The organism is Massilia oculi, assembly GCF_017582745.1.
GTDB classification, from domain to species: Bacteria; Pseudomonadota; Gammaproteobacteria; order Burkholderiales; family Burkholderiaceae_D; genus Telluria; species Telluria oculi_A.
Map to the genome: position 1 here is coordinate 74,876 of NZ_JAFVIM010000002.1, position 21,128 is coordinate 96,003.

Annotated in this window: 18 protein-coding genes; 14 read left to right on the forward strand and 4 right to left on the reverse strand. The window is 65.7% G+C overall.

Features of this window, described 5'->3' with window-relative positions:
• Positions 1–98: 98 nt before the first annotated feature.
• On the forward strand, positions 99–1,697 hold the full coding sequence (locus tag J3U95_RS02440) for a MutS-related protein (protein WP_370662039.1): 1,599 nt from the start codon (positions 99–101) through the stop codon (positions 1,695–1,697).
• Here the strand turns inward: J3U95_RS02440 and J3U95_RS02445 are convergent.
• Complete coding sequence (locus J3U95_RS02445; RefSeq protein WP_208277120.1) at positions 1,643–3,472, reverse strand: phytase; 1,830 nt, start codon at positions 3,470–3,472, stop codon at positions 1,643–1,645. The genes J3U95_RS02440 and J3U95_RS02445 overlap by 55 nt on opposite strands.
• On the reverse strand, positions 3,472–5,994 hold the full coding sequence (locus J3U95_RS02450; RefSeq protein WP_208277121.1) for a TonB-dependent receptor: 2,523 nt from the start codon (positions 5,992–5,994) through the stop codon (positions 3,472–3,474). Before J3U95_RS02450 ends, J3U95_RS02445 begins: the two co-directional genes overlap by 1 nt.
• 289 nt (positions 5,995–6,283) lie before the next feature.
• Here J3U95_RS02450 and J3U95_RS02455 point away from each other — a divergent pair, with 289 nt between their 5' ends.
• From J3U95_RS02455 to J3U95_RS02475, 5 genes are all read left to right on the forward strand, one after another.
• A complete protein-coding gene (locus J3U95_RS02455; RefSeq protein WP_208277122.1) occupies positions 6,284–7,144 on the forward strand; it encodes a GGDEF domain-containing protein in 861 nt (286 codons plus the stop codon).
• Positions 7,141–8,190 (forward strand): AraC family transcriptional regulator, encoded by a 1,050-nt coding sequence (locus J3U95_RS02460; protein ID WP_208277123.1) that lies wholly within the window; start codon positions 7,141–7,143, stop codon positions 8,188–8,190. Before J3U95_RS02455 ends, J3U95_RS02460 begins: the two co-directional genes overlap by 4 nt.
• 79 nt (positions 8,191–8,269) lie before the next feature.
• A complete protein-coding gene (locus J3U95_RS02465; protein ID WP_208277124.1) occupies positions 8,270–8,761 on the forward strand; it encodes a hypothetical protein in 492 nt (163 codons plus the stop codon).
• Between the two features lie 22 nt (positions 8,762–8,783).
• Positions 8,784–9,014 carry a hypothetical protein gene (locus J3U95_RS02470; protein WP_109345424.1) on the forward strand — a complete coding sequence of 77 codons (231 nt, stop codon included), beginning with the start codon at positions 8,784–8,786 and terminating at the stop codon, positions 9,012–9,014.
• Complete coding sequence (locus J3U95_RS02475; RefSeq protein WP_109345423.1) at positions 9,011–9,973, forward strand: alpha/beta hydrolase; 963 nt, start codon at positions 9,011–9,013, stop codon at positions 9,971–9,973. The genes J3U95_RS02470 and J3U95_RS02475 overlap by 4 nt, the downstream gene beginning before the upstream one ends.
• A gap of 5 nt (positions 9,974–9,978) precedes the next feature.
• Here J3U95_RS02475 and metE read toward each other — a convergent pair whose 3' ends face one another.
• Entirely contained in the window at positions 9,979–12,258 is a 2,280-nt protein-coding gene (gene metE / locus J3U95_RS02480) for a 5-methyltetrahydropteroyltriglutamate--homocysteine S-methyltransferase (protein WP_109348003.1), read from the reverse strand.
• Between the two features lie 103 nt (positions 12,259–12,361).
• Between metE and J3U95_RS02485 the strand changes: the two genes are divergently transcribed.
• On the forward strand, positions 12,362–13,243 hold the full coding sequence (locus tag J3U95_RS02485; RefSeq protein ID WP_208277125.1) for a LysR family transcriptional regulator: 882 nt from the start codon (positions 12,362–12,364) through the stop codon (positions 13,241–13,243).
• Here the strand turns inward: J3U95_RS02485 and J3U95_RS02490 are convergent.
• Positions 13,240–14,148 (reverse strand): AraC family transcriptional regulator, encoded by a 909-nt coding sequence (locus tag J3U95_RS02490; protein ID WP_208277126.1) that lies wholly within the window; start codon positions 14,146–14,148, stop codon positions 13,240–13,242. The genes J3U95_RS02485 and J3U95_RS02490 overlap by 4 nt on opposite strands.
• A gap of 99 nt (positions 14,149–14,247) precedes the next feature.
• Between J3U95_RS02490 and J3U95_RS02495 the strand changes: the two genes are divergently transcribed.
• The 7 genes from J3U95_RS02495 (at position 14,248) to J3U95_RS02525 (ending at position 21,117) form a co-directional block, all read left to right on the forward strand.
• Positions 14,248–14,988: an SDR family oxidoreductase gene (locus J3U95_RS02495; protein WP_208277127.1), complete on the forward strand. Its 741-nt coding sequence runs from the start codon at positions 14,248–14,250 to the stop codon at positions 14,986–14,988.
• A 308-nt stretch (positions 14,989–15,296) separates the two neighbouring features.
• Positions 15,297–15,680: a 30S ribosomal protein S12 gene (rpsL, locus tag J3U95_RS02500; protein ID WP_005663517.1), complete on the forward strand. Its 384-nt coding sequence runs from the start codon at positions 15,297–15,299 to the stop codon at positions 15,678–15,680.
• 137 nt (positions 15,681–15,817) lie between these two features.
• On the forward strand, positions 15,818–16,288 hold the full coding sequence (gene rpsG, locus J3U95_RS02505; RefSeq protein ID WP_208277128.1) for a 30S ribosomal protein S7: 471 nt from the start codon (positions 15,818–15,820) through the stop codon (positions 16,286–16,288).
• Positions 16,289–16,417: 129 nt separating this feature from the next.
• Positions 16,418–18,523: an elongation factor G gene (gene fusA, locus J3U95_RS02510; protein ID WP_208277129.1), complete on the forward strand. Its 2,106-nt coding sequence runs from the start codon at positions 16,418–16,420 to the stop codon at positions 18,521–18,523.
• A 75-nt stretch (positions 18,524–18,598) separates the two neighbouring features.
• The gene (gene tuf, locus J3U95_RS02515) at positions 18,599–19,789 is read left to right on the forward strand and encodes an elongation factor Tu (RefSeq protein ID WP_005663511.1); all 1,191 of its coding nucleotides are present in this window, start codon (positions 18,599–18,601) and stop codon (positions 19,787–19,789) included.
• A 192-nt stretch (positions 19,790–19,981) separates the two neighbouring features.
• Positions 19,982–20,299, forward strand: a complete 318-nt coding sequence (gene rpsJ / locus J3U95_RS02520; RefSeq protein WP_005663509.1) for a 30S ribosomal protein S10 — start codon at positions 19,982–19,984, stop codon at positions 20,297–20,299.
• 308 nt (positions 20,300–20,607) lie between these two features.
• The gene (locus J3U95_RS02525) at positions 20,608–21,117 is read left to right on the forward strand and encodes a hypothetical protein (protein WP_208277130.1); all 510 of its coding nucleotides are present in this window, start codon (positions 20,608–20,610) and stop codon (positions 21,115–21,117) included.
• Positions 21,118–21,128 lie beyond the last annotated feature (11 nt).

The following is a 21,128-nucleotide window of genomic DNA, read 5'->3' on the forward strand; positions in this document are numbered from 1 at the left end:
AATTTCAACCCGCAAATGTTTTCGATCTTGCAAGTTGGCAATCCTGTCCGTATGTTGGACTTGCACCCGGCGCCGCCGGTTCTCCAGAAAGTTCATCAGTGTCGTTGCTCGACCGCCTGCAAGACCTGTGGCGCAGCCTTGCGCTCGCCCCATCCGCCCCGCCGCCGCGCCATTTCTTCATCCCGGACGAGGTCGAGCGCCTGTACCGCCTCGATGGCGCCGCCGGCATCGACGACCAGACCTGGAACGACTTGCTGCTCGAATCGTACGAAGAAAAATTGGCGCCCCAGGCCAGCATCTTCGCGCGCCAGGTGCTGCACCGGCGCCTGCGGGCCGGCATCGACGATGCGGCATGCGTCGCGCAGCGCGCGCGCCTGCAGGCGCTGATGGATGACCCGGCGCGGCTGGATGCGATCGACGCCAGCCTGTCTACCTTGCGCCATGCCGATGCCGAGGTGGCCGGCCTGCTGTTCCAGGATACGGCGCCGACCATCCCGTGGTGGCCGCGCTGGCTATGGCTGCTGCCGCTCGCGCTGCTGCTGTCGCTGGCCGCGCTGGCGACCCTGCCGCTGGGCTGGATGTTGACCCTGGCGGCGCTGGCGCCCCTGATGGCGCTGCAGATGCGCCTGCACCGCCCGCTCGAGGAGTGGGCCGCCACCATCCGCGCGCTGCACGCGCTGCTGCGCACGACCAGCCTGCTGGGCAAGCAGGGCGGGGCGCTGCTGGAGCCTTTCGTGCAGGCGCGCGCGGCCGGCGAGCGCCTGCACCTGCGCCTGGCGCGCTCGCTGAGCCTGCGCATGATCCCGGGCGCGATCCAGTACGCCGACTGGTTCGCGGCGGCCAATGTGACGTTTTACTTCAAGACGCTGCGTATCGTGCACGCCGAGCGCGCCTTCCTGCGCGAATGCTATTTGGCCTGCGCCAACCTGGAGGCCGACGTGGTCCTGGTGCGCCACCTGGCATCGATGGAGCGCTGGTGCTGGGCCGAACGCGGCGACGCGCGCACCCTGGTGCTGGAGGGCGGCATCCATCCGCTGATGGCGCAGCCGGTCGCGCTGTCGGTGGCGCTGGAAGGAAAAGGCGCCTTCGTCTCGGGCCAGAATGCCTCGGGCAAGAGCACCTTCCTGCGCATGGTGGGCCTGAACGCGATCGCGGCACGCGCCTTCGGCGTTTGCTACGCGACGCGGGCCTGCCTTCCGGCGATCCCGGTGCGCGCCAGCATGCAGAACGAGGATTCGCTGCTGGGGGGCGAGAGCCTGTACATGGCGGAACTGCGGCGGGCGAAGGAGTTGCTGGATGCCGCCGGCCAGCCGCCGGGCATCTGCCTGATCGATGAGGTGTTTCGCGGCACCAATCACCTGGAGTCGGTGTCGGCCGCCTGCGCCGTGCTGGAACAGCTGGCCGGGCGCGACCTGGTGCTGGTGTCCTCGCACAATCTGGTGCTGGCGCCGTTGCTGCGCGAGTCGCTGGCGCCGTTCTTCATCGACACCGCCAGCGGCCAGCCGGTGCTGGCGCCGGGCGTGCTACGCAATCCGAACGGCATCGCGCTGCTGGCGAGCCAGGGGTTCGGATCGGAGATCGAAGAGCGGGCGGCCGAGGTGGCGCGCTGGTTGAGCAGCCACCTCGTGGAACCCGATCCGCCTTACTCTTCCAGCTTCAAGGCCTTGGCGATATCGTCCCAGGCCACCGCCTTGTAGTTCTGGGCCGCATCCGGCATGCGCTTGAAACCGTCGTGCACCACCAGCATGCCGCGTGAATACGGGCCGCCGAAGTTGGCCGAGCTCACTTCCAGGCCGTCGGTCTCGGAGGCGCCGTCGATGCCGGCTACCGGGTCCATGCCGATCCGGAACGCGCCGCGCACCTTGAACGGCGGCGCCGCGTCGAACACCACGTAGCTGCTGTTGCCCTGGCTCGACACCACCAGGTAGCTGCGCTTGTCGCCGTGGTAGATGCCCATGCCTTCGATGTCGTCGTGCAGCCATTCGCCCACCGGCATCACCATCTCGAGCGTCGCCGGCTGGTCGGCCTTGGCCGAGGTCACCCACAGCGCCTTGTCTTCCTCGCCCACGAACAGCAGGCCGCTGCGGTCGTCCGCGACGCAGCCTTCGGGTTGCGTCGCGACCCTGAACTGGCGCGCCAGCTTGGCGCTGAACTTGCCGCCGCTGCGGGTGATCTGCCAGTGCTCGTAGCGGCCGTCCTTGTCGTTGACGAAGGCATCCAGGCCGCCCTCGGCGGTGCGGTAGGTGCAGGTGCCGTAGATGTCGTTCAAGCCGGTCGGCAGGCGCGCCGCTTCGGCCAGCATGCCCTTGGCGTCGATGGTGAACAGCACCATCGCATTCTCGTCGCGCTGGGTGGCCAGGGCCAGGTCGAAGCGCTCACTGCCGAAGCGCAGGTCCTGGCGCACGTCGACGTTGTTCAGGCGGCCCGCCGGCAGGAACTGGGTTTCCTTGCCCTGCAGGTCGTACACCAGCATGCCCTGCTTCTTGTTGGTGCCGAGGATGCGCGACTGGGTCGCATCCTTCGGGTTGACCCAGATCGCCGGATCGTCGGCGGCGTCGCCCAGTTGCGCGACCGGTGTGGTCTGCATGCGCGGCATCACGATCGGCAGCGCGCGCGGCGGCGCGGTGCCGGCCTTCCATGCCAGCGCCGGCGCCTGCCAGCCCTTTTTCGTATGCACCAGCAGCGAGGCGCCGTCCAGCGCCACCAGCTGCTTGCCGCCCAGCGCGCGCGCCGGCAGCGCGGTCCAGGCCGCGCCGGCGCGGCGCCAGCTCAACAGGTCACCTTTTTCGTCCAGGGCGGCGACGCCGCCCGGCAACACGGCCAGGCCCTCGATCTCGCCGGCCAGCTTGCCGTATGGCGCACGCAGCGCCACCGGCACGCGCGCCGACGGACCTTCGGCATCGGCGCCATAGGCCCACAGGCCCATGCCTTCCTCGGCCACGAACAGCGTGGCATGGGCGTCGTCGACGCGGCAATGGGTGACCGCGGTCGGCAGCGCCAGGCGGCGCACCAGGCGATAGCCGCCTTGCCCTTCGCCGCCCAGCAGCCACTGCTGCGCCTGGCCGTCCGGTCCCACCATGAATACATGGTCCAGGCCCTGGGCGTCGCGGTACATGCAGGCCGCTTCCAGGCCAAAGCCGGCTTCCGGCATCGGCGGCAAGGCTTTGAGCGTGCCGGCCGCGAGGTCGACCCGCACCGGCTGCACGCGCTCGGTGTTGGAGTCCGCGATCACGGCCAGCACGCCGCCATCGACCGGGCGCAGGTCGAGCTGCTCGGCGCGGATGGCCAGGCTGGCGCGTTCGCTGCCGTCGGCGCCGACCAGGCGCAGGGCGTTCTTGTCGAGCGCCAGCCAGGCGCCCCCCGGCAGCGCGGCCAGGGCTTCGGTCTTGGCCAGCGAAGCCGGCACTTGCGGCGCCGCGGCGGCGGCCGCGTGCAGGGTGGCGAGGAGAACCAGGGATACGATTTTTTTCATTAGAAGATGCTCGCTTTCAGGCCGATCTTGAAGGTGCGGCCATATTGTTCGTGTTGCGCGTTGCGGGATTTGTCGCCCATGTACACGTAGTATTTTTCGTTGTTCAGGTTGCTGGCATCAAAAGTAAGCTGCCAGCGCTTGTCCAGCTTGAACGACATCGACAAGTCCAGCTGCTTCTGGGTGTCGACGTAGCGGTCCTGGCTCGCATCGAGCACGTCCTCACCCAGTTCGAGCAGGTAGGGCGACTTGTAGTTCATCGCCAGGCGGGCGCTGAACGGACCGGATTCATAACCCACCATCAGGTTGCCGATGCGGTTCGACTGGCCCGGCATGCGGATCCTGCGCGACGCCACGCCGCCGTCGCCATCGGCGCTGTCGATGTCGGCCCGCGAGTGGGTGATGGCGCCGTTGATGCCGATCAGCAGGCCGTTGAACGGCGCCGGCAGCATGCGCAGCGGCTGCTGCCAGGCCAGTTCGATGCCGCGCACCCGGGCTTTCTCGCCGTTGGCGTACGAGATCGCGCTATTGAAGTCGACCCAGTCGCCCCGGCCGGCCAGGTCGGTGGCGTAGGTGAAGTCCTTGATATCCTTGGTGAACACATAGGCCGACACCACGCCGTCGCCGCCGATGGTGCGCTCGATGCCAAGGTCCAGGTTGTGCGAGCGCAGCGGATTCAGGTCAGGGTTGCCGATGGTGGCTTCGTCGTCGCCATCGAGGCTGACGCCCGGCGCCAGCTGGGCGAAGTTGGCGCGCACCACCGAGTTGCTCCACGCGGCGCGCAGGCTGGTGTGCTGGTCGAGGTCGTAGCGCAGGTGCATGCCCGGCAGCCAGTTGGTGTAGGAGCGCGAAGCGCTGCGCGGCGTGATCTCTTCTTCGTCCGTCACCTGCGAGCCGTCGGCCTTGAAGCGGGTGCGCTCGGCGCGCACGCCTGCCAGCAGCGTCCAGGCGCCGCTGCGCAGGCTGGCCTGCACGTAGGCGGCGTCGATGTCTTCCTGCAGCTTGAAGTCGTCCAGCGCCGAGTCGACGATGGCGCGCGCGCCGTCACGGTTCAGGCCGGCCAGGCGGGCGCGCACCAGGTTCGGGTCGAGCGTGTAGCCGAGGTTGCCGAACGGGTAGTCGAGCCGCTTGCCATTGACGAAGGCCGTCATCGAGGTCGGGCCGTCGCCCCAGTAGTCGCCGTCTTCCGGATCGTCGCTGCCGAATTCCCAGGCGTCGGTATCGGTGCGCTTGTCGCGGCGGGTGGCCTTGGCGCCGAACTTGAACGCGCCGCGCCAGTCGCCGGCATCGAATTCGCGCTGCAGGTCGAGGCGCAGCTGGTGGCTGGTGTCCTTGGCGTAGGCGCGCTCGATCGCGAACGAATCGAGTTCGTAGTTCGCCGCGTCGGCCACGCCGGCGGGGGCGATCAGGTGCGGGGCGCGGGTGTTGGTGAAGCCGACGCCCTCGAAGCTCTCGATATTGGTGAAGCGCGCGTCGCTGATCGCGTTCGGGGTCTTGTCGGTGGAGCGGCTGGTGGCGGCCTCCAGGTGCATCTTCCAGGCGTCGCCGAAGCGGCGGTCCATCGAGCCGGTGAGCGAGCGGATCTCTTGCGTGTACTTGCGCTGGCGCAGGCGGCGTTCGACCGTGGCGGGAGCGAGTTCGCCTTCGACCACGCTTTCGTCGTCGTTCTCGAAGTCGCCCACGGTCATGCGGTCGCGCGACTCTTCGTCCGAGAAGCGGCTGAGGAAACCGCGCAGGGCGTAGCTGGTGGTGGCGTCCGGGCGGTAGTCGAGGTTGAAGGCGCCGGCGCGGCGCTCGCGCGTGGGCAGGTAGTCGCGCATCTCGAAGCCTTCCAGGCGGTTGCCGTCCCAGGCGCCGCCCGTTTCCACATTGTCCGAGCCGAACTTGCGCTTCTCGCCCGACAGGCCGGCGGCGATGCCGAGTTTGCCGTCCATGAAGCGCTGGGCCCACAGCAGGTTGGCGCTGGGGCTGTTCTGGTCGGTATTGGTGTCGTGGCTGGCGGCCACGCCGACGCTGAGCAGCTTGCCCGGCAGGTCGAAGGCGGACAGGGTCTTGACCTCGACCGTGCCGCCCAGCGAATTGGCGTCCTGGTCGGGCGTGGCCGACTTGGTCACTTCCAGCGAGCGCACCAGGCCGGCCGGCAGCACGTCCAGCGCCACCGCGCGCCGCGTCGCTTCCGGCGAGGGCACCATGGCGCCGTTGATGGTCACGCTGTTGTAGTCGGCGTCCAGGCCGCGCACCACCACGTAGCGGCCTTCGCCCTGGTCGCGCTGGACCGACAGGCCCGGCACGCGCGCCAGCGCCTCGGCGGCGTTCTTGTCCGGCAGGTGGCCGATGTCGTCGCTGCTGATGACGCTGACGATGTTGTCGGCCTGTTCCTGGGCGGCGATGGCGCGCGCCAGGCTGGCGCGCTGGCCGGTGACGACCACGCTGGATTCGACGGCCGGCGCCGGAGCAGGGGCAGCGTTGACGCCGGCAGCGGCCAGCAGGCTGGCGGTGATGGCGGGGAGGGCGAGATAGCGCATGGGGGCAAGGAATAGTTGGAGTGGGGCGGATTCTGGTGCCCGAATGTGACGAAACGGTGACGACTTCCGGTCGATCGGGCGTCGCGGGCCCCTTGGCGGCGCCGGATGAGCCGAATTGACCCGGCGCCGGCCATGGCCTGCGTGCGGCGGGCACGGCTGCGCACGGGGCGTGGCCGGATCGGCTGAGCCGTTCGGACCCTGTGCCGCGACGCGACGGTTTGCCATCCTGTCATCCTGCGGTCATCTGGCTGCGCTATGGTCCGGCGATCCACCCTTGAATCCTGCCCGTATGTCCAACTTGATCCGCCATGCCTTGCTGATCGGCGCGCTGCTCGGCGCCTTCGCCTTCCTGTTCGTCGGCGCCGGGACCACCATCCCGATGGCCGAATGGGACTGGGTCGACATCGCGAGCGAGGGCGGCACCTCGTTGCTGGCGGCGCTGTGGTGCCTGATCGTGCTGTCCAGCCGGCCGGACGGGCTGGTCACGCGGCTGCTGACCAGTGGCCTGGCCTGCATCATGCTCGGCTCCTGGGCCGATTGCCTGGACGAGGTGGTCGACATCGACAAGGCGGCGCTGTGGGACAACGCGCTGGAGTCGCTCCTGCCGCTCGGGATGCTGATCCTTACCGTCGGCATGTATTACTGGAAGCTCGAGCAGGCCACGCTGTCCGATCACATGCGCAAGCGCGAGCGGCTGTTTCGCAACCATCGCCCGTTCGACCGCATCACCCAGCTGGCCGACGCCGCCTACCTGCGCGAGCAGCTGCGTCTTGAGAGCCGACGGGACGATGGCCAGGATTGCGCGCTGGTGCTGTTCGACATCGACGAATTCCACCGCATCAACCGGGAACACGGCCAGCTCGAAGGCGACCGCGTGCTGCAGGCGGTGGCGCACATGCTGCTCCTGAACCTGCGCAACGAAGACCTGCTGTGCCGCTATGCCGGCGACCGCTTCGCGGTGCTGATGCCGGGCCTGACGGAGCCCGACGCGCGCGACGCCGCCCAGCACCTGTGCCGCATGGTGTCGTCGATGCGCCACCATGCGGCGGGGGGACGGGTGCGGATCTCCCTGCGCCATGGCTGCGCGCCCGCGCAGGGCGCGCCGGATGCGCTGCTGGCCACCTTGTGCCGCCAGATGGACGCCGTGTGATCGCCTGGCAGCCAGCCGGAGAACCGTCGATCCCGGCGCGGCAGCAGCCCGCGCTGGCGCTGGAATACGGCCGCTCGCGCGATGCGGACGACGCCGACCTGCTGCGTGACACGGGGCTGGTGGCCGGCCTGAATCCCGATGGACTGGTCGCGCCGGCGCAATACCTGCAGCAACTGTCGAACACCCTGCGCACCCTGGACAGCCCCGACACCAGCTTCATGCTGGGCCAGCTGCTGCTGCCCGGCCATGACGGCGCCGCCAGCCATGCGCTGGTGCAGGCGCCGAACCTGCGCGCGCTGCTGCAGACACTGTGCCGCTTCCATGCGCGCCTGACGCCGCTGCTGCGGCCACGCTTCGAGACCTGGGGCGACGTGGCGCTGCTGTACTGGATCGACGCCTATGGCGCCCCCGGCATCCGGCCGGCCCTGGTCGAGATGCACATGACGGCGGTGGTGGCGTTGTGCCGTTGGCTGGGCGGCAAGCGCCTGCCGTGGCGCTTCTGCTTCAACCGCGGCGCGCCGCGCCACGTCGAACAGCACCACGTCCACCTGGGCACCGAGCTGCGCTTCGGTTGCCAGCTCGACGCCATGCTGCTGCCTGCCGCCTGGCTCGACCGGCCGTGGCCGCGCGCCAGCGAGATGGCGGCGCGCCTGGCCCAGCAGGCGGCCGAACAGGAGGAGGCGCGCGCACCGGGTATCCTGGCCGCGCTCTACGACTACCTGCTGGAAAATGTGCGCATGGCGCCGACGCTGGAGCGCACGGCGGCCGATTTCGGCGTCAGCCCGGCGACCTTCAAGCGCCAGCTGCTGCGCCACCATACCCATTTCCAGGGTGAGCTGGACGGGGTGCGCACCCATGTGGCGCTGTGGCTGTTCCAGGTCGAGCGGGCCGACAACGAGGAAGTCGCTCGCTACCTGGGCTTTCATGACGCCGCCAATTTCCGGCGCTCGTTCAAGCGCTGGACCGGCCTCACGCCGGGACCGATCCGGGCTGCGCTGGACGGGGAGCTGGGCTGGTTCACGGGTGCGCTGGAGCCGGGAATCTAGGAACGGAGAGAATCCGCGCACATTCCATTCTTCGAGAAGTGGTATCTTTCACGGTCAAGGCCGTTTTCGAAGAAAAGGAATGAGCGCCAGCCTGGTCCTGCATATCGTCTGTCCAACCCAGAAGCGCGGCTTTGCCGCGTGCATGTCCTTTTGCTTCGTCTGCCTGCTGGCCTATGGCCTGGCGAGCGGTGCGCGGCGCGACCTGTCTCCCGGCGTCATCGTCTTCACCGCCTGCGCGCTGGCCATCGTGAGCGTGGCCGCCTGGGCGCTGTATCGCAACTTCGTGTTCCGGGATGAGCTGTACATCGCCCATGCGGGCGAGCTGCCGCCGATCGAGCTGGCCTTCCGGCCCGACGAGATCCGCGCGGTGCGGCTGCTGCCGGCGCCGGAAGCGTGGACGCCCGAGGCAAAATGGGATGCCCTCGGCTTCGGCCATGGCCGGATCGAGATCGAGACGGCGACCCATCGCTACCATTTCGGGGCGGGGCTGGACCAGCATGAAGCCGAGGCAGTGCTGGAACGGATCCAGGGCTTCTGCCTGGCGCAGCGCGGCCTGCCTGTCGCGGCGTGAATGATATTGAAAGAGGAATGCTATGTCCGAGCTTGAAAAGAAGTGGTGGTTTTCCCTGCCCGTGAGCATGCTCACGGTGATGTCGACGATCCTGTTGCTGCACGCGGCCGGGCTCCCGCCCTTCGAATACGGGGCCGCGCAGTGGGCCGTCTGGTTCCTGTGTTTCATGGGTTTGCAGCGCTGCTTTGCCTTCCTGGGCTGGCTGACGGTCCTGGTGGTGTCGCCCAAGACGATCACCGCGGGGCGCGCATGAAGTCCGCCACCGGCTTCATTGCCACCCTGCTGCTGTTCCTGGCCGCCGGCATCGCCTCGGCACAAACGAGCGAAGAACACATCAACCTCGACACGCCGACCGGCCGCATCGCCGGCACCCTGCAATTGCCGGCCGCCCTCGAGGGCAAGCCCCGTGTCGCCTTGATCATCGCCGGTTCCGGCCCGACCGACCGCGATGGCAACAATCCCCTGATACCGGGCCGCAACGACAGCCTCAGGATGCTGGCCGTGGCGCTGGCCGGGGAGGGCATCGCCTCGCTGCGCTACGATAAGCGCGGCGTGGCAGCCAGCCTGCCGGCCGGGCCGACCGAATCCGAGCTGCGCTTCGAGAACTATGTGGAAGACGCCGCGGCCTGGATCGCCAGGCTGAAGGCCGACCCGCGCTTCGGTTCGGTGGCCGTGATCGGCCACAGCGAAGGCTCCCTGATCGGCATGCTGGCGGCGCAGCAGGGCGGCGCCGCGGCCTTCGTCTCGATCGCCGGCATCGCCGATGGGCCATCCACCGTCCTGCGCAAGCAGCTGGCCGGCAAGCTGCCGCCGGAATTGAACAAGGAAAGCGAACGCATCCTGACGGCGCTCGAAAGTGGGACCACCGTCGACGACGTGCCGCCGGCCCTGAACACCCTCTACCGCCCGAGCGTCCAGCCCTACATGATCTCGTGGTTCAAGTACGTGCCCGCGCAGCGCATCGCCGCCTTGACCATGCCGGTGCTGATCGTCCAGGGCAATACCGACATCCAGGTGGAAGTCGCCCAGGCCAACGCCCTGTACCGCGCCAAGCCGGATGCGACCCTGGCCATCATCCCGGGCATGAACCATATCTTCAAGCACGTGCGGGCCGACCCGGCGCTGCAGGCCGCGGCCTACAGCGACCCGTCGCTGCCGGTGTCGCCGCTGCTGGTGAAGGCGGTCGGCGACTTCCTGAAAAAGGCCGATTAAGCGGGTCAGGCGGCGCGCAAGGTGTGCGCCGCCGCCACCATATTGCGCAGCGCCGGCAGCACTTCTTCCCAGTTGCGGGTCTTGAGGCCGCAGTCCGGATTGATCCACAGGCGCTCGGCCGGGATGCGGGTGGCGGCCTTGCGCATCAGGTCCACGATGTGGTCCTGGCTCGGGATGTTCGGCGAATGGATGTCGTAGACGCCCGGCCCGATCTCGTTCGGATACTGGAAGTCGTCGAAGGCGTCCAGCAGTTCCATATCCGAGCGCGAGGTCTCGATCGTGATCACGTCGGCATCCATGGCGGCGATCGCGGCGATGATGTCGTTGAACTCCGAATAGCACATATGGGTGTGGATCTGGGTCTCGTCCGCCACGCCGTTGGCCGTGATGCGGAACGATTCGACCGCCCAGTCCAAATAGTCCTTCCACTCCGCACGGCGCAGCGGCAAGCCTTCGCGCAGGGCTGCCTCGTCGATCTGGATCACGCGCACGCCGGCGCGCTCCAGGTCCAGCACCTCCTCGCGGATGGCCAGCGCCAGCTGGCGGCAGCTCACTGACCTCGGCTGGTCGTCGCGCACGAACGACCAGTTCAGGATCGTCACCGGGCCGGTCAGCATGCCCTTCATCGGTTTGTCGGTCAGCGATTGCGCATAGGTGGTCCACTTGACCGTCATCGCCTGCGGCCGGCGCACGTCGCCGAACAGGATCGGCGGCTTCACGCAGCGCGAACCATAGGATTGCACCCAGCCGTTCTGACTGAAGGCATAGCCGTCGAGTTGTTCGCCGAAGTATTCGACCATGTCGTTGCGTTCGGCCTCGCCGTGCACGAACACGTCCAGCCCCAGCGCTTCCTGCTCGCGCACGCAGCGCGCGATCTCGCCGCGCATCGCTTCTTCGTATGCCGCCGCATCCAGTTCGCCCTTTTTATGGGCATTGCGCGCCTGGCGGATCGCCGCCGTCTGCGGGAAGGAGCCGATGGTGGTAGTCGGGAAGCTCGGCAGCTGGAGCAGGGCGGCCTGCTTCAGGCTGCGTTCGGCGTGGCTGCTGGCGCGCTGGCCCAGCTCGGGCGTGATCGCGGCCAGGGCCTGCGCCACTTCCGGGTTCGACACGCGTTTCGAGGCGCGCCGGCGGTCGATCGCGGCGGCGTTTTCCACCAGTTCGAGCTGCACCTGCGAGCGGCCATGGTCGAGCGCATGGGCCAGGATGCGCAATTCTTCCAGCTTCTGCACGGCGAACGCCAGCCAGGAGCGGATCTCGGGGTCAAACGCGGTCTCGTTCTGCAGGTCGACCGGCACGTGCAGCAGCGAGCACGATGGCGCGATCCACAGGCGCTGGCCCAACTGGCGCTGCACCGGCTCGAGCCATTCCAACGTGGCGTGCAGGTCGGTCTTCCAGATGTTGCGGCCGTCGATCACGCCCAGCGACAGCACCTTGTCCTGGCCCAGGGCGTCGATGACCGGCGCGATCTCGGCGCGGGCATTGATCGCATCCAGGTGCAGGCCGTCGACCGGCAGCGCGCAGGCCAGCGCCAGGTTGTCCTCCAGGCGGCCGAAATAGGTCGCCAGCAGCAGTTTCACGCCGCCGTGTTGCAGCGTGTCGTAGGCGCTCGCATAGGCGGCCTGCCAGCGCGCATCGAGTTCGGTGACCAGCGCCGGCTCGTCGACCTGCACCCATTCGATGCCCTGCGTGACGAACCAGGCCAGCAGCTCGGCATACACCGGCAGCAGGCGGGGCAGCAGGTCGAGCCGGTCGCTGCCGTCCTTGGCCTTGCCCAGCCAGAGATAGGTGAGCGGCCCGATGATGACCGGCTTGGCCTTCACCCCCAGCGTGCGCGCCTGGGCCAGTTGTTCGTCGAGGCGCGCGGTGTCGAGCCTGAAACTGGTGTCGGCGCCGAATTCAGGGACGATGTAGTGGTAGTTGGTGTCGAACCACTTGGTCATCTCGCCGGCATGGACGCCGCCGCAGGCATGGTCGTGGTCGCCCTGGCTGCGGCCGCGCGCGACGCGGAAATAAGCATCGAGCGCATCGCCATGGTGGCTATGAGCGCGTTCCGGCACGTTCCCGAGGGTGAAGCTCATGTCCAGCACTTGGTCATAGAGTGAAAAATCGCCGACCGGGGCGAAGTCGAGCCTGGCCTGCTGTTGCCAGTGGCGCTGGCGCAGCCCCGCGGCCTGGGCGCCGAGCTCCTGGGCCGTGGCTTCGCCCTTCCAGAAGCGTTCGAGGGCGAATTTCAGTTCGCGGCGCGCGCCGATGCGCGGAAAGCCGAGGGTGTGGGTAGTCGTCATGATGAGGTCAGCCTGATAAGAATGGATGAGTTCATCATAGGCCGCTCCATCCATGAATAAAATTGGTATGATTTCATCCATTCATTAATTCTGTTCATGTGACATGATCGAACGCATCCACCTGTCCCTGATCCGCGAGGTCGACCGGCGCGGCTCGCTGACCGCCGCCGCCGACGTGCTGTGCCTGACGCAGTCGGCCCTGAGCCACACGGTGAAGAAGCTCGAGCAGCAGCTCGGCACGCCGGTCTGGACGCGCGAGGGGCGGGCGTTGCGCCTGACCCAGGCCGGGCGCTATCTGCTGGCGCTGGCCGACAGGGTGCTGCCCCAGCTCGAGCATGCCGAGCGCCTGATGCATGAATACGCGCGCGGCGAGCGCGGCACCCTGCGCATCGGGATGGAGTGCCATCCCTGCTACCAGTGGCTGTTGAAAGTGGTGGATCCTTACCTGGCCGCGTGGCCCGAGGTCGACGTCGACGTCAAGCAGCGCTTCCAGTTCGGCGGCCTCAAGGCCCTGCACGGCTACGAGATCGACCTGCTGGTCACGCCCGACCCGCTGTTCAAGCCGGGCCTGCGTTTCGTGCCGGTATTCGACTACGAGCAGGTGCTGGTGGTGGGCAGCGGCCATCCGCTGGCCGGGCGTTTCCACGCCGAGCCGGCCGACCTTTCGGACGATGTGTTGATCACCTATCCGGTCGACGTCGAGCGCCTCGACATCTATAACCAGTTCTTCCTGCCGGCAGGCTGCGCGCCGCGCCAGCGCAAGACGATCGAGACCACCGACATCATGCTGCAGATGGTGGCCAGCGGCCGCGGCGTGGCGGCGCTGCCGCGCTGGCTGGTGGAGGAATACGCGGGGCGGATGGCGGTGACGCCGGTGCGGCTGGGGGAAGAGGGCGTATTCAAGCAGATCTTCCTGGGCACGCGCGAAGTCGATGCCGGAACGGCCTACCTGGAAGCCTTCGTCGAGATCGCGCGCAACACCTAAGCGGCAAGCGCCGCTTCGCGCGCATACCTGGCCGGCGGCATGCCGACGTGGCGGGCAAAGGCGACGCTGAAGGTGCTCGCGGAGCTGTATCCGACCTGCTCCGCCACCTCGGCGATGCTCGAAGTGCCGCGCCGCAGCGCGTCGCTTGCCAGCGCCATGCGCCAGCCCAGCAGGTATTCCATCGGCGCCTTGCCCACCGCGCGGCTGAAGCGCTCGAAGAAGGTGGAGCGCGACAGCGCCGCCTCTTGCGCCAGTTCGGCCATGGTCCAGGAGCGCGCCGGCGATTCGTGCATCCGGCGCAGCGCCGCGGCCAGGCGCGCATCCGCCATCGCGCGCACCAGGCCAGTCGAGGCAGCGCTGTCGCTAGTCGAACGCAGCGCCTCGATCAGCAGCACCTCGAGCAGGCGCGTCATCACGCTCTCGCGCGCCGGGCGCTGCTCGCGCGACTCGTCGCCCACCAGCTGCGCCAGCATGGCCAGGCGCGGCTCGCCGCGCACGTGCACATAGCGCGGCAGCAGCGACACCAGCAGCGCCGCATCGGGCGATGCGAACACGCAGTGGCCGATGATGTAGCGGCCATCCGGCGGGCCATCGGGGTCGCCGAGCCGGAATTCCCCGGGGCGCAGCATCACCGGCATCCGCTCGAAGGCCTGCGGATCGGGCGCCTGCATGCTCGACATCGTGAAGTTCCAGGTCGCGGGGATGAGCACGAAGTCGCCCGGCTCGAGCAGCAGCTCGGGGCTGTCTTCGATGGCCAGCCGGCAGCGGCCTTCGAGGACGATGCAGTACGACGGCTGGCCGGTCTCGGCGCGCCGCACGCCCCAGCGTCCGGCGCCGCCGACCACCTTGGTCATGCGCACGCCCGGCCGCAGCAGGTCGACCACCTCGGCCAATGGATCGGTCATCTCCGGACTCTCGCAAATGAATAGTGGACTGCTGATTGTAGCGCGTCCTGGCGGGCGCGCATATCGTACTGCTACCGCAACCATTCACAGGAGTTCACCATGAAAACCGTCCTGATCACCGGCTGCTCGTCCGGCTTCGGCCTCGAGATCGCCCGCCATTTCCTCGAGCGCGACTGGAAGGTCGTGGCCACCATGCGCAACCCTGGCGCCAGCGTCCTGCCGCCGTCCGAACGGCTGCGCGTGCTGGCGCTCGACGTCACGGACGGCCCCAGCATCCGGGCCGCGCTCGACGCCGCCGGCCCCATCGATGCGCTGGTCAACAACGCCGGCATCGGCGTGTTGTACCCGCTGGAAGGCATCCCGGTCGCCACCGCGCGCAGCGTGTTCGAGACCAATACGCTCGGCACGATCGCGATGACGCAAGCCGTGCTGCCGGCGCTGCGCGCCAAAGGTGAGGGCGTGATCGTCAACGTCACCTCGTCGGTCACGCTCAAGTCGCTGCCGCTGCTGTCGGTCTACACCGCCAGCAAGGCGGCCGTGAACGCCTTCACCGAATCGCTGGCGCTCGAGCTCGAGCCGCTCGGGATCCGCCTGCGCCTGGTGCTGCCGGGGCGCTCGCCGGAGACGCAGTTCGGCGCCAACGCGCGGGCGCACATGGGAGGCGCGATGCCGGACGCCTACGCTCCCTTGCTGGACGCCGTGGTGGCCAATGTACGCGGGCCGGGGCCGGTCACCCATGCCCAGGATGTCGCGCAAGCCGTGTGGCGCGCGGTGACCGATCCGGCCACGCCGATGCGGATTCCGGCAGGCCTCGATGCCGAGGAACTGGCGGCGGCGTAGGTATACGGAATGTATACACGGGGCCGGTTGTCGCGGTGATGCCACATTCACCACGGTTTACCGGCCCATGAGCCTGTCTGGCCTTGACGAGGCGGCAAACTGGTTGACCCACCGTCACATTCAGCGTATATTCGCGAGTTCTCGTTTTTATTCTGCACATCGTATACGCATTCGCAGCCGCTCCTTTTGTCGAGTGGCTTTCGTCGCCTCCGCTGTCAGTTCTTACGGGACTAGGTTTTAGTCCCCGGGCCAGCCTGTTTGCCGTCCCGGGTCGTCAACGTAGCAGCAATTTAGTTGGATTAGGAACGATGCCAACCATCAATCAATTGATTCGCAAGCCGCGTGAAGCCGCGGTTGTGAAGAGCAAGTCGCCGGCACTGGAAAACTGCCCGCAAAAACGTGGCGTGTGCACCCGTGTGTACACCACCACCCCGAAGAAGCCAAACTCGGCACTTCGTAAAGTCGCCAAAGTGCGTCTGACCAACGGTTTCGAAGTCATTTCGTACATCGGCGGTGAAGGCCACAACCTGCAAGAACACAGTGTCGTGCTGCTGCGCGGCGGTCGTGTGAAAGACTTGCCAGGTGTGCGTTACCACATGGTTCGCGGTGCACTGGATACCCAGGGCGTCAAAGACCGTAAGCAAGCGCGCTCGAAGTACGGCGCCAAGCGTGCCAAGGCTGCGAAGAAGTAATCTTCGAGGTGCGTGTCACAGACACGTCACATTAATTAGATAAGTTGAGCCGGCCGCGAGGCCGAGTAAGTGAAGGGTCATGAGGGCCTTTCGCGAGTGTGGTTACCGCACTCAACTGAAGACAGGAAGGAATTGAAATGCCACGTCGTCGTGAAGTACCCAAGCGCGAGATCCTGCCGGATCCAAAATTCGGCAACACCGATGTCGCCAAATTCGTCAACGTTCTGATGCTGTCCGGCAAGAAGTCGGTCGCTGAAAACATCATCTACGGTGCATTCGAACACATTCAAGCCAAGTCGGGCAAAGACCCGCTGGAAGTGTTCACGACCGCGATCAACAACGCCAAGCCGCTGGTGGAAGTCAAATCCCGCCGTGTCGGTGGCGCCAACTACCAGGTGCCAGTGGAAGTTCGTCCGGTTCGTCGTATGGCGCTGTCCATGCGTTGGTTGCGCGAAGCCGCAAACAAGCGCAGCGAAAAATCCATGCCGCAACGTCTGGGTGGTGAACTGATGGAAGCGGCTGAAGGCCGCGGCGGCGCGATGAAGCGTCGTGACGAAGTGCACCGCATGGCAGAAGCGAACAAGGCGTTCTCGCACTTCCGCTTCTAAAAAAATGGGCAGACCGCAGGGGGAACTTTCTCCTGAGTATGCCCCTGCAGTATCCGTTGTTCAGGCCGGGCTCATTTTGATCATCAAGATGATGCTCGGTTTTGTCCATTCAAAGATTTAGGAAAAATTATGGCACGCACTACCCCCATCGAGCGCTACCGTAACATCGGTATTTCCGCTCACATCGACGCCGGCAAGACCACTACCACCGAGCGCATCCTGTTCTACACGGGCGTGAACCACAAGATCGGTGAAGTGCACGATGGCGCCGCCACCATGGACTGGATGGAGCAAGAGCAGGAGCGTGGTATTACCATTACCTCGGCTGCGACGACCTGCTTCTGGAAAGGCATGGCGAACAACTTCGAGCCGCACCGCTTCAACATCATCGATACCCCGGGCCACGTCGACTTCACCATCGAAGTGGAACGTTCGATGCGCGTCCTGGACGGCGCCTGCATGGTTTACTGTGCAGTCGGCGGCGTGCAGCCGCAGTCGGAAACCGTGTGGCGTCAGGCTAACAAGTACAAAGTCCCGCGTCTGGCCTTCGTCAACAAGATGGACCGTACCGGTGCGAACTTCTTCAAGGTCTACGAGCAGATGCGCGCTCGCCTGAAGGCAAACCCGATTCCTCTGCAGATCCCGATCGGCGCCGAAGACAACTTCAAAGGCGTGGTCGACCTGGTCAAGATGAAGGCGATCCTGTGGGACGACGCTTCGCAAGGCATGAAGTTCGACTACGTCGACGTGCCTGCAGAGCTGGTCGACTCGGCCAACGAGTGGCGCGAGAAGCTGGTCGAAACCGCCGCTGAAGCGTCGGAAGACCTGATGAACAAGTACCTCGAAGAAGGCGAACTGTCGGAAGCCGAGATCAAGAAGGCGCTGCGCGCACGTACCATCGCTGGCGAAATCGTGCCGATGATGTGCGGCACCGCGTTCAAGAACAAGGGCGTGCAGGCAATGCTGGACGCGGTCATCGAATACCTGCCATCGCCAGTGGACATCCCACCGGTCGGCGGTACCGACGAAGACGACCAGCCGGTCACCCGTAAGGCGGACGACAACGAGAAGTTCGCTGCGCTGGCATTCAAGATCATGACCGACCCGTTCGTCGGCCAGCTGATCTTCTTCCGCGTGTACTCGGGCGTCATCAATTCGGGCGACACCGTCTACAACCCGATCAAGGGCAAGAAGGAACGCGTCGGCCGTATTCTGCAGATGCACGCGAACCAGCGCGAAGAGATCAAGGAAGTCCGCGCAGGCGACATCGCCGCTGCAGTCGGCCTGAAAGAAGCGACCACCGGTGAAACCCTGTGCGATCCTTCGGCACCGATCATCCTGGAAAAGATGGTCTTCCCTGAGCCGGTCATCCAGCAGGCCGTCGAGCCGAAGACCAAGGCTGACCAGGAAAAAATGGGCCTGGCGCTGAACCGCCTGGCACAAGAAGATCCGTCGTTCCGCGTGCGTACCGACGAAGAATCGGGCCAGACCATCATCGGTGGTATGGGCGAGCTGCACCTGGAAATTATCGTTGACCGCATGAAGCGTGAGTTCAACGTGGAAGCGACCGTCGGCAAGCCACAGGTTGCATACCGCGAAACCATCCGCAAGGCAGTCACCGACGTCGAAGGCAAGTTCGTCAAGCAGTCGGGCGGTCGTGGTCAGTACGGTCACGCAGTCCTGTCGATCGAGCCGCAAGAGCCAGGCAAGGGCTTCGAGTTCGTCGACGCCATCAAGGGCGGTGTCATTCCTCGCGAATACATCCCTGCGGTGGAAAAAGGCGTGCGCGAGACCCTGACCTCGGGCGTGCTGGCCGGCTACCCAGTGGTGGACGTGAAAGTCACCGTGACCTTCGGTTCGTACCACGACGTCGACTCGAACGAAAACGCGTTCCGCATGGCGGGCTCGATGGCGTTCAAGGACGGCTGCCGTAAAGCGAATCCGGTCATCCTCGAGCCGATGATGGCCGTGGAAGTGGAAACGCCGGAAGACTACGCCGGTACCGTGATGGGCGACCTGTCGTCCCGTCGTGGCATGGTGCAGGGCATGGACGAAATCCCGGGCGGCGGCGGCAAGATCATCAAGGCCGAAGTCCCGCTGTCGGAAATGTTCGGTTACTCGACCTCGCTGCGTTCGGCGACCCAGGGCCGCGCGACCTACACGATGGAGTTCAAGCACTATTCGGAAGCTCCGAAGCACGTGATCGACGCTATCGTCACCGCGAAGTCCAAGTAATAGATAATGGAGGGATGGGACGTCCCATCCCTCCAGTTAAACAAAATATATCGTTTCTCTTAAAGGAATTAGGAAATGGCAAAAGGTAAATTCGAACGGACCAAGCCGCACGTCAACGTCGGCACCATCGGTCACGTTGACCACGGCAAAACCACCCTGACGGCTGCAATCGCTACCGTCCTGTCGAAGAAATTCGGCGGCGAAGCCAAGGCCTACGACCAGATCGACGCGGCTCCGGAAGAAAAAGCACGCGGCATCACCATCAACACCGCGCACGTCGAGTACGAAACCGAAAACCGTCACTACGCTCACGTTGACTGCCCAGGCCACGCCGACTACATCAAGAACATGATTACCGGTGCTGCGCAGATGGACGGCGCGATCCTGGTGTGCTCGGCCGCTGACGGCCCAATGCCACAGACCCGCGAGCACATCCTGCTGGCGCGTCAGGTTGGCGTTCCATACATCATCGTGTTCCTGAACAAGTGCGACCTGGTCGACGACGCAGAACTGCTGGAACTGGTCGAAATGGAAGTGCGCGAACTCCTGTCGAAGTACGAGTTCCCAGGCGACGACCTGCCAATCATCAAGGGTTCGGCACGTATGGCGCTGGAAGGCCAGCCAGGCGAAATGGGCGAAGAGTGCATCGCCCGTCTGGCAGAAGCCCTGGACACCTACATCCCAACCCCGGAACGTGCTGTTGACGGCGCCTTCCTGATGCCAGTCGAAGACGTGTTCTCGATCTCGGGCCGCGGCACCGTCGTGACCGGTCGTGTCGAGCGCGGCGTGATCAAAGTCGGCGAAGAAATCGAAATCGTCGGTATCGTTGACACCGTCAAGACCACCTGCACCGGCGTGGAAATGTTCCGCAAGCTGCTGGACCAGGGTCAAGCTGGCGACAACGTCGGCCTGCTGCTGCGCGGCACCAAGCGTGAAGACGTGCAACGTGGTCAAGTTCTGGCAAAGCCAGGCTCGATCAAGCCGCACAGCAACTTCACCGGTGAGATCTACGTCCTGTCGAAAGACGAAGGCGGCCGTCACACCCCGTTCTTCAACAACTATCGTCCTCAGTTCTACTTCCGTACGACTGACGTGACCGGTTCGATCGAACTGCCAGCAGACAAAGAAATGGTCATGCCAGGCGACAACGTCTCGATCACCGTCAAGCTGATCGCTCCGATCGCGATGGAAGAAGGTCTGCGCTTCGCAATCCGCGAAGGCGGCCGTACCGTCGGCGCCGGCGTCGTGGCAAAAATCATCGCCTAATTCACCAGGCCTTGATCGCAGGTAGGGCGCTCTCCGGAGCGTCTTGCCGGCACAACGATGGGGACAGACTTTTTGGTCTGTCCCCATCTGTTTGAGCGGGAACGATGATATACTCCCGCCTCTTGAGCAGTACCGAAGTACCTTTACCACATTGCCGGCAACAAGCCGGAACGTTCTTTTAAAGGAATTAGCATGTCCGCTCCAAACCAGAAAATCCGTATCCGCCTGAAAGCGTTCGACTACAAGCTGATCGACCAGTCCGCACTGGAAATCGTCGACACCGCCAAGCGCACCGGCGCCGTCGTCAAGGGCCCAGTCCCGCTGCCGACCCGCATCCAGCGTTTCGACGTGCTGCGTTCCCCGCACGTGAACAAGACCTCGCGCGACCAGTTCGAAATCCGTACGCACCAGCGTCTGATGGACATCGTGGACCCGACCGACAAGACCGTTGATGCACTGATGAAGCTGGACCTGCCAGCTGGCGTCGACGTCGAAATCAAGCTGCAGTAATACAAAATCAAGTGCCGGCGGATGCTTCCGCCAGCGCTGCAAGGGCCGGATCGACCGTTCGCGGGGATCCGGCCCTTGTCGTTTGGGGCGTCGGACATGCTGAATGCATGATCTGATGCATGGCGGCTATCAATCGTTGTCCATTATCTTCCCGCATGCTGTAATCGAACGGTTTATCCACCGATTGCCGATCCATGCAGCCTCTTGTTCCAGTCACCACCACCTTGCGCGCTACGTCCTGGCGCGATCTCGCGGGCCGGAGACCGTTGCCGCGGATTGGTCCCGGAGCCCTGATCGTCCTGATCCATATGCTGCTCGCGTTCGCGCTGCTGCAGCATCGCGGCGCACCCACGCGCGGTCCCGAACCGGCGCCGGCCGACTACATCGAGCTCGCCTTCATCGCGGCACCAAGGATGCCAATGCCTGCCACCGCTACCGCCGAACCACCACCGGCCGTCGCGCCGCGCTCGCCAGTGCGACGTCCAGCGGCAACGGTACCCGTCGAATCGGCGCTGGTGGCCGTGCCGCTGCTGGCCAGTGAGGAAATTCGCGCAGCCGAGGCGCCGGCAGCGACGGCGCAGCCGGGAAAGATCGATATGGAGTCCTTGCGCGCGGTCGCGCGCCAGGTGGACAGCGAGTATGGGCCAGTCGGTCTGGAACCACTGCGCTCCCGCGACGACAGCGACCTGTCGCGCGCGGTGCAGCGGGCGAAACGCCCCGATTGCCAGACCAAGTATGCCGGCGGCACGGAAGCCAACATACTGCTGTTGATCCCGCTCGCCATCGAGACGATCACCGACAAGGGCTGCAAGTGGTAGCAGCCCTGCCA

Bases quoted from the DNA above. Each gene is read 5' to 3' on its own strand.
- J3U95_RS02525 (WP_208277130.1), top strand. From the start codon at position 20,608: ATGCTGCTCGCGTTCGCGCTGCTGCAGCATCGCGGCGCACCCACGCGC.
- metE (WP_109348003.1), bottom strand. From the start codon at position 12,258: ATGACGACTACCCACACCCTCGGCTTTCCGCGCATCGGCGCGCGCCGC.
- J3U95_RS02465 (WP_208277124.1), top strand. From the start codon at position 8,270: ATGAGCGCCAGCCTGGTCCTGCATATCGTCTGTCCAACCCAGAAGCGC.
- J3U95_RS02495 (WP_208277127.1), top strand. From the start codon at position 14,248: ATGAAAACCGTCCTGATCACCGGCTGCTCGTCCGGCTTCGGCCTCGAG.
- rpsG (WP_208277128.1), top strand. From the start codon at position 15,818: ATGCCACGTCGTCGTGAAGTACCCAAGCGCGAGATCCTGCCGGATCCA.
- J3U95_RS02490 (WP_208277126.1), bottom strand. From the start codon at position 14,148: ATGACCGATCCATTGGCCGAGGTGGTCGACCTGCTGCGGCCGGGCGTG.
- J3U95_RS02455 (WP_208277122.1), top strand. From the start codon at position 6,284: ATGTCCAACTTGATCCGCCATGCCTTGCTGATCGGCGCGCTGCTCGGC.
- rpsJ (WP_005663509.1), top strand. From the start codon at position 19,982: ATGTCCGCTCCAAACCAGAAAATCCGTATCCGCCTGAAAGCGTTCGAC.
- J3U95_RS02470 (WP_109345424.1), top strand. From the start codon at position 8,784: ATGTCCGAGCTTGAAAAGAAGTGGTGGTTTTCCCTGCCCGTGAGCATG.
- rpsL (WP_005663517.1), top strand. From the start codon at position 15,297: ATGCCAACCATCAATCAATTGATTCGCAAGCCGCGTGAAGCCGCGGTT.
- J3U95_RS02475 (WP_109345423.1), top strand. From the start codon at position 9,011: ATGAAGTCCGCCACCGGCTTCATTGCCACCCTGCTGCTGTTCCTGGCC.
- J3U95_RS02485 (WP_208277125.1), top strand. From the start codon at position 12,362: ATGATCGAACGCATCCACCTGTCCCTGATCCGCGAGGTCGACCGGCGC.
- tuf (WP_005663511.1), top strand. From the start codon at position 18,599: ATGGCAAAAGGTAAATTCGAACGGACCAAGCCGCACGTCAACGTCGGC.
- J3U95_RS02445 (WP_208277120.1), bottom strand. From the start codon at position 3,472: ATGAAAAAAATCGTATCCCTGGTTCTCCTCGCCACCCTGCACGCGGCC.
- J3U95_RS02450 (WP_208277121.1), bottom strand. From the start codon at position 5,994: ATGCGCTATCTCGCCCTCCCCGCCATCACCGCCAGCCTGCTGGCCGCT.
- fusA (WP_208277129.1), top strand. From the start codon at position 16,418: ATGGCACGCACTACCCCCATCGAGCGCTACCGTAACATCGGTATTTCC.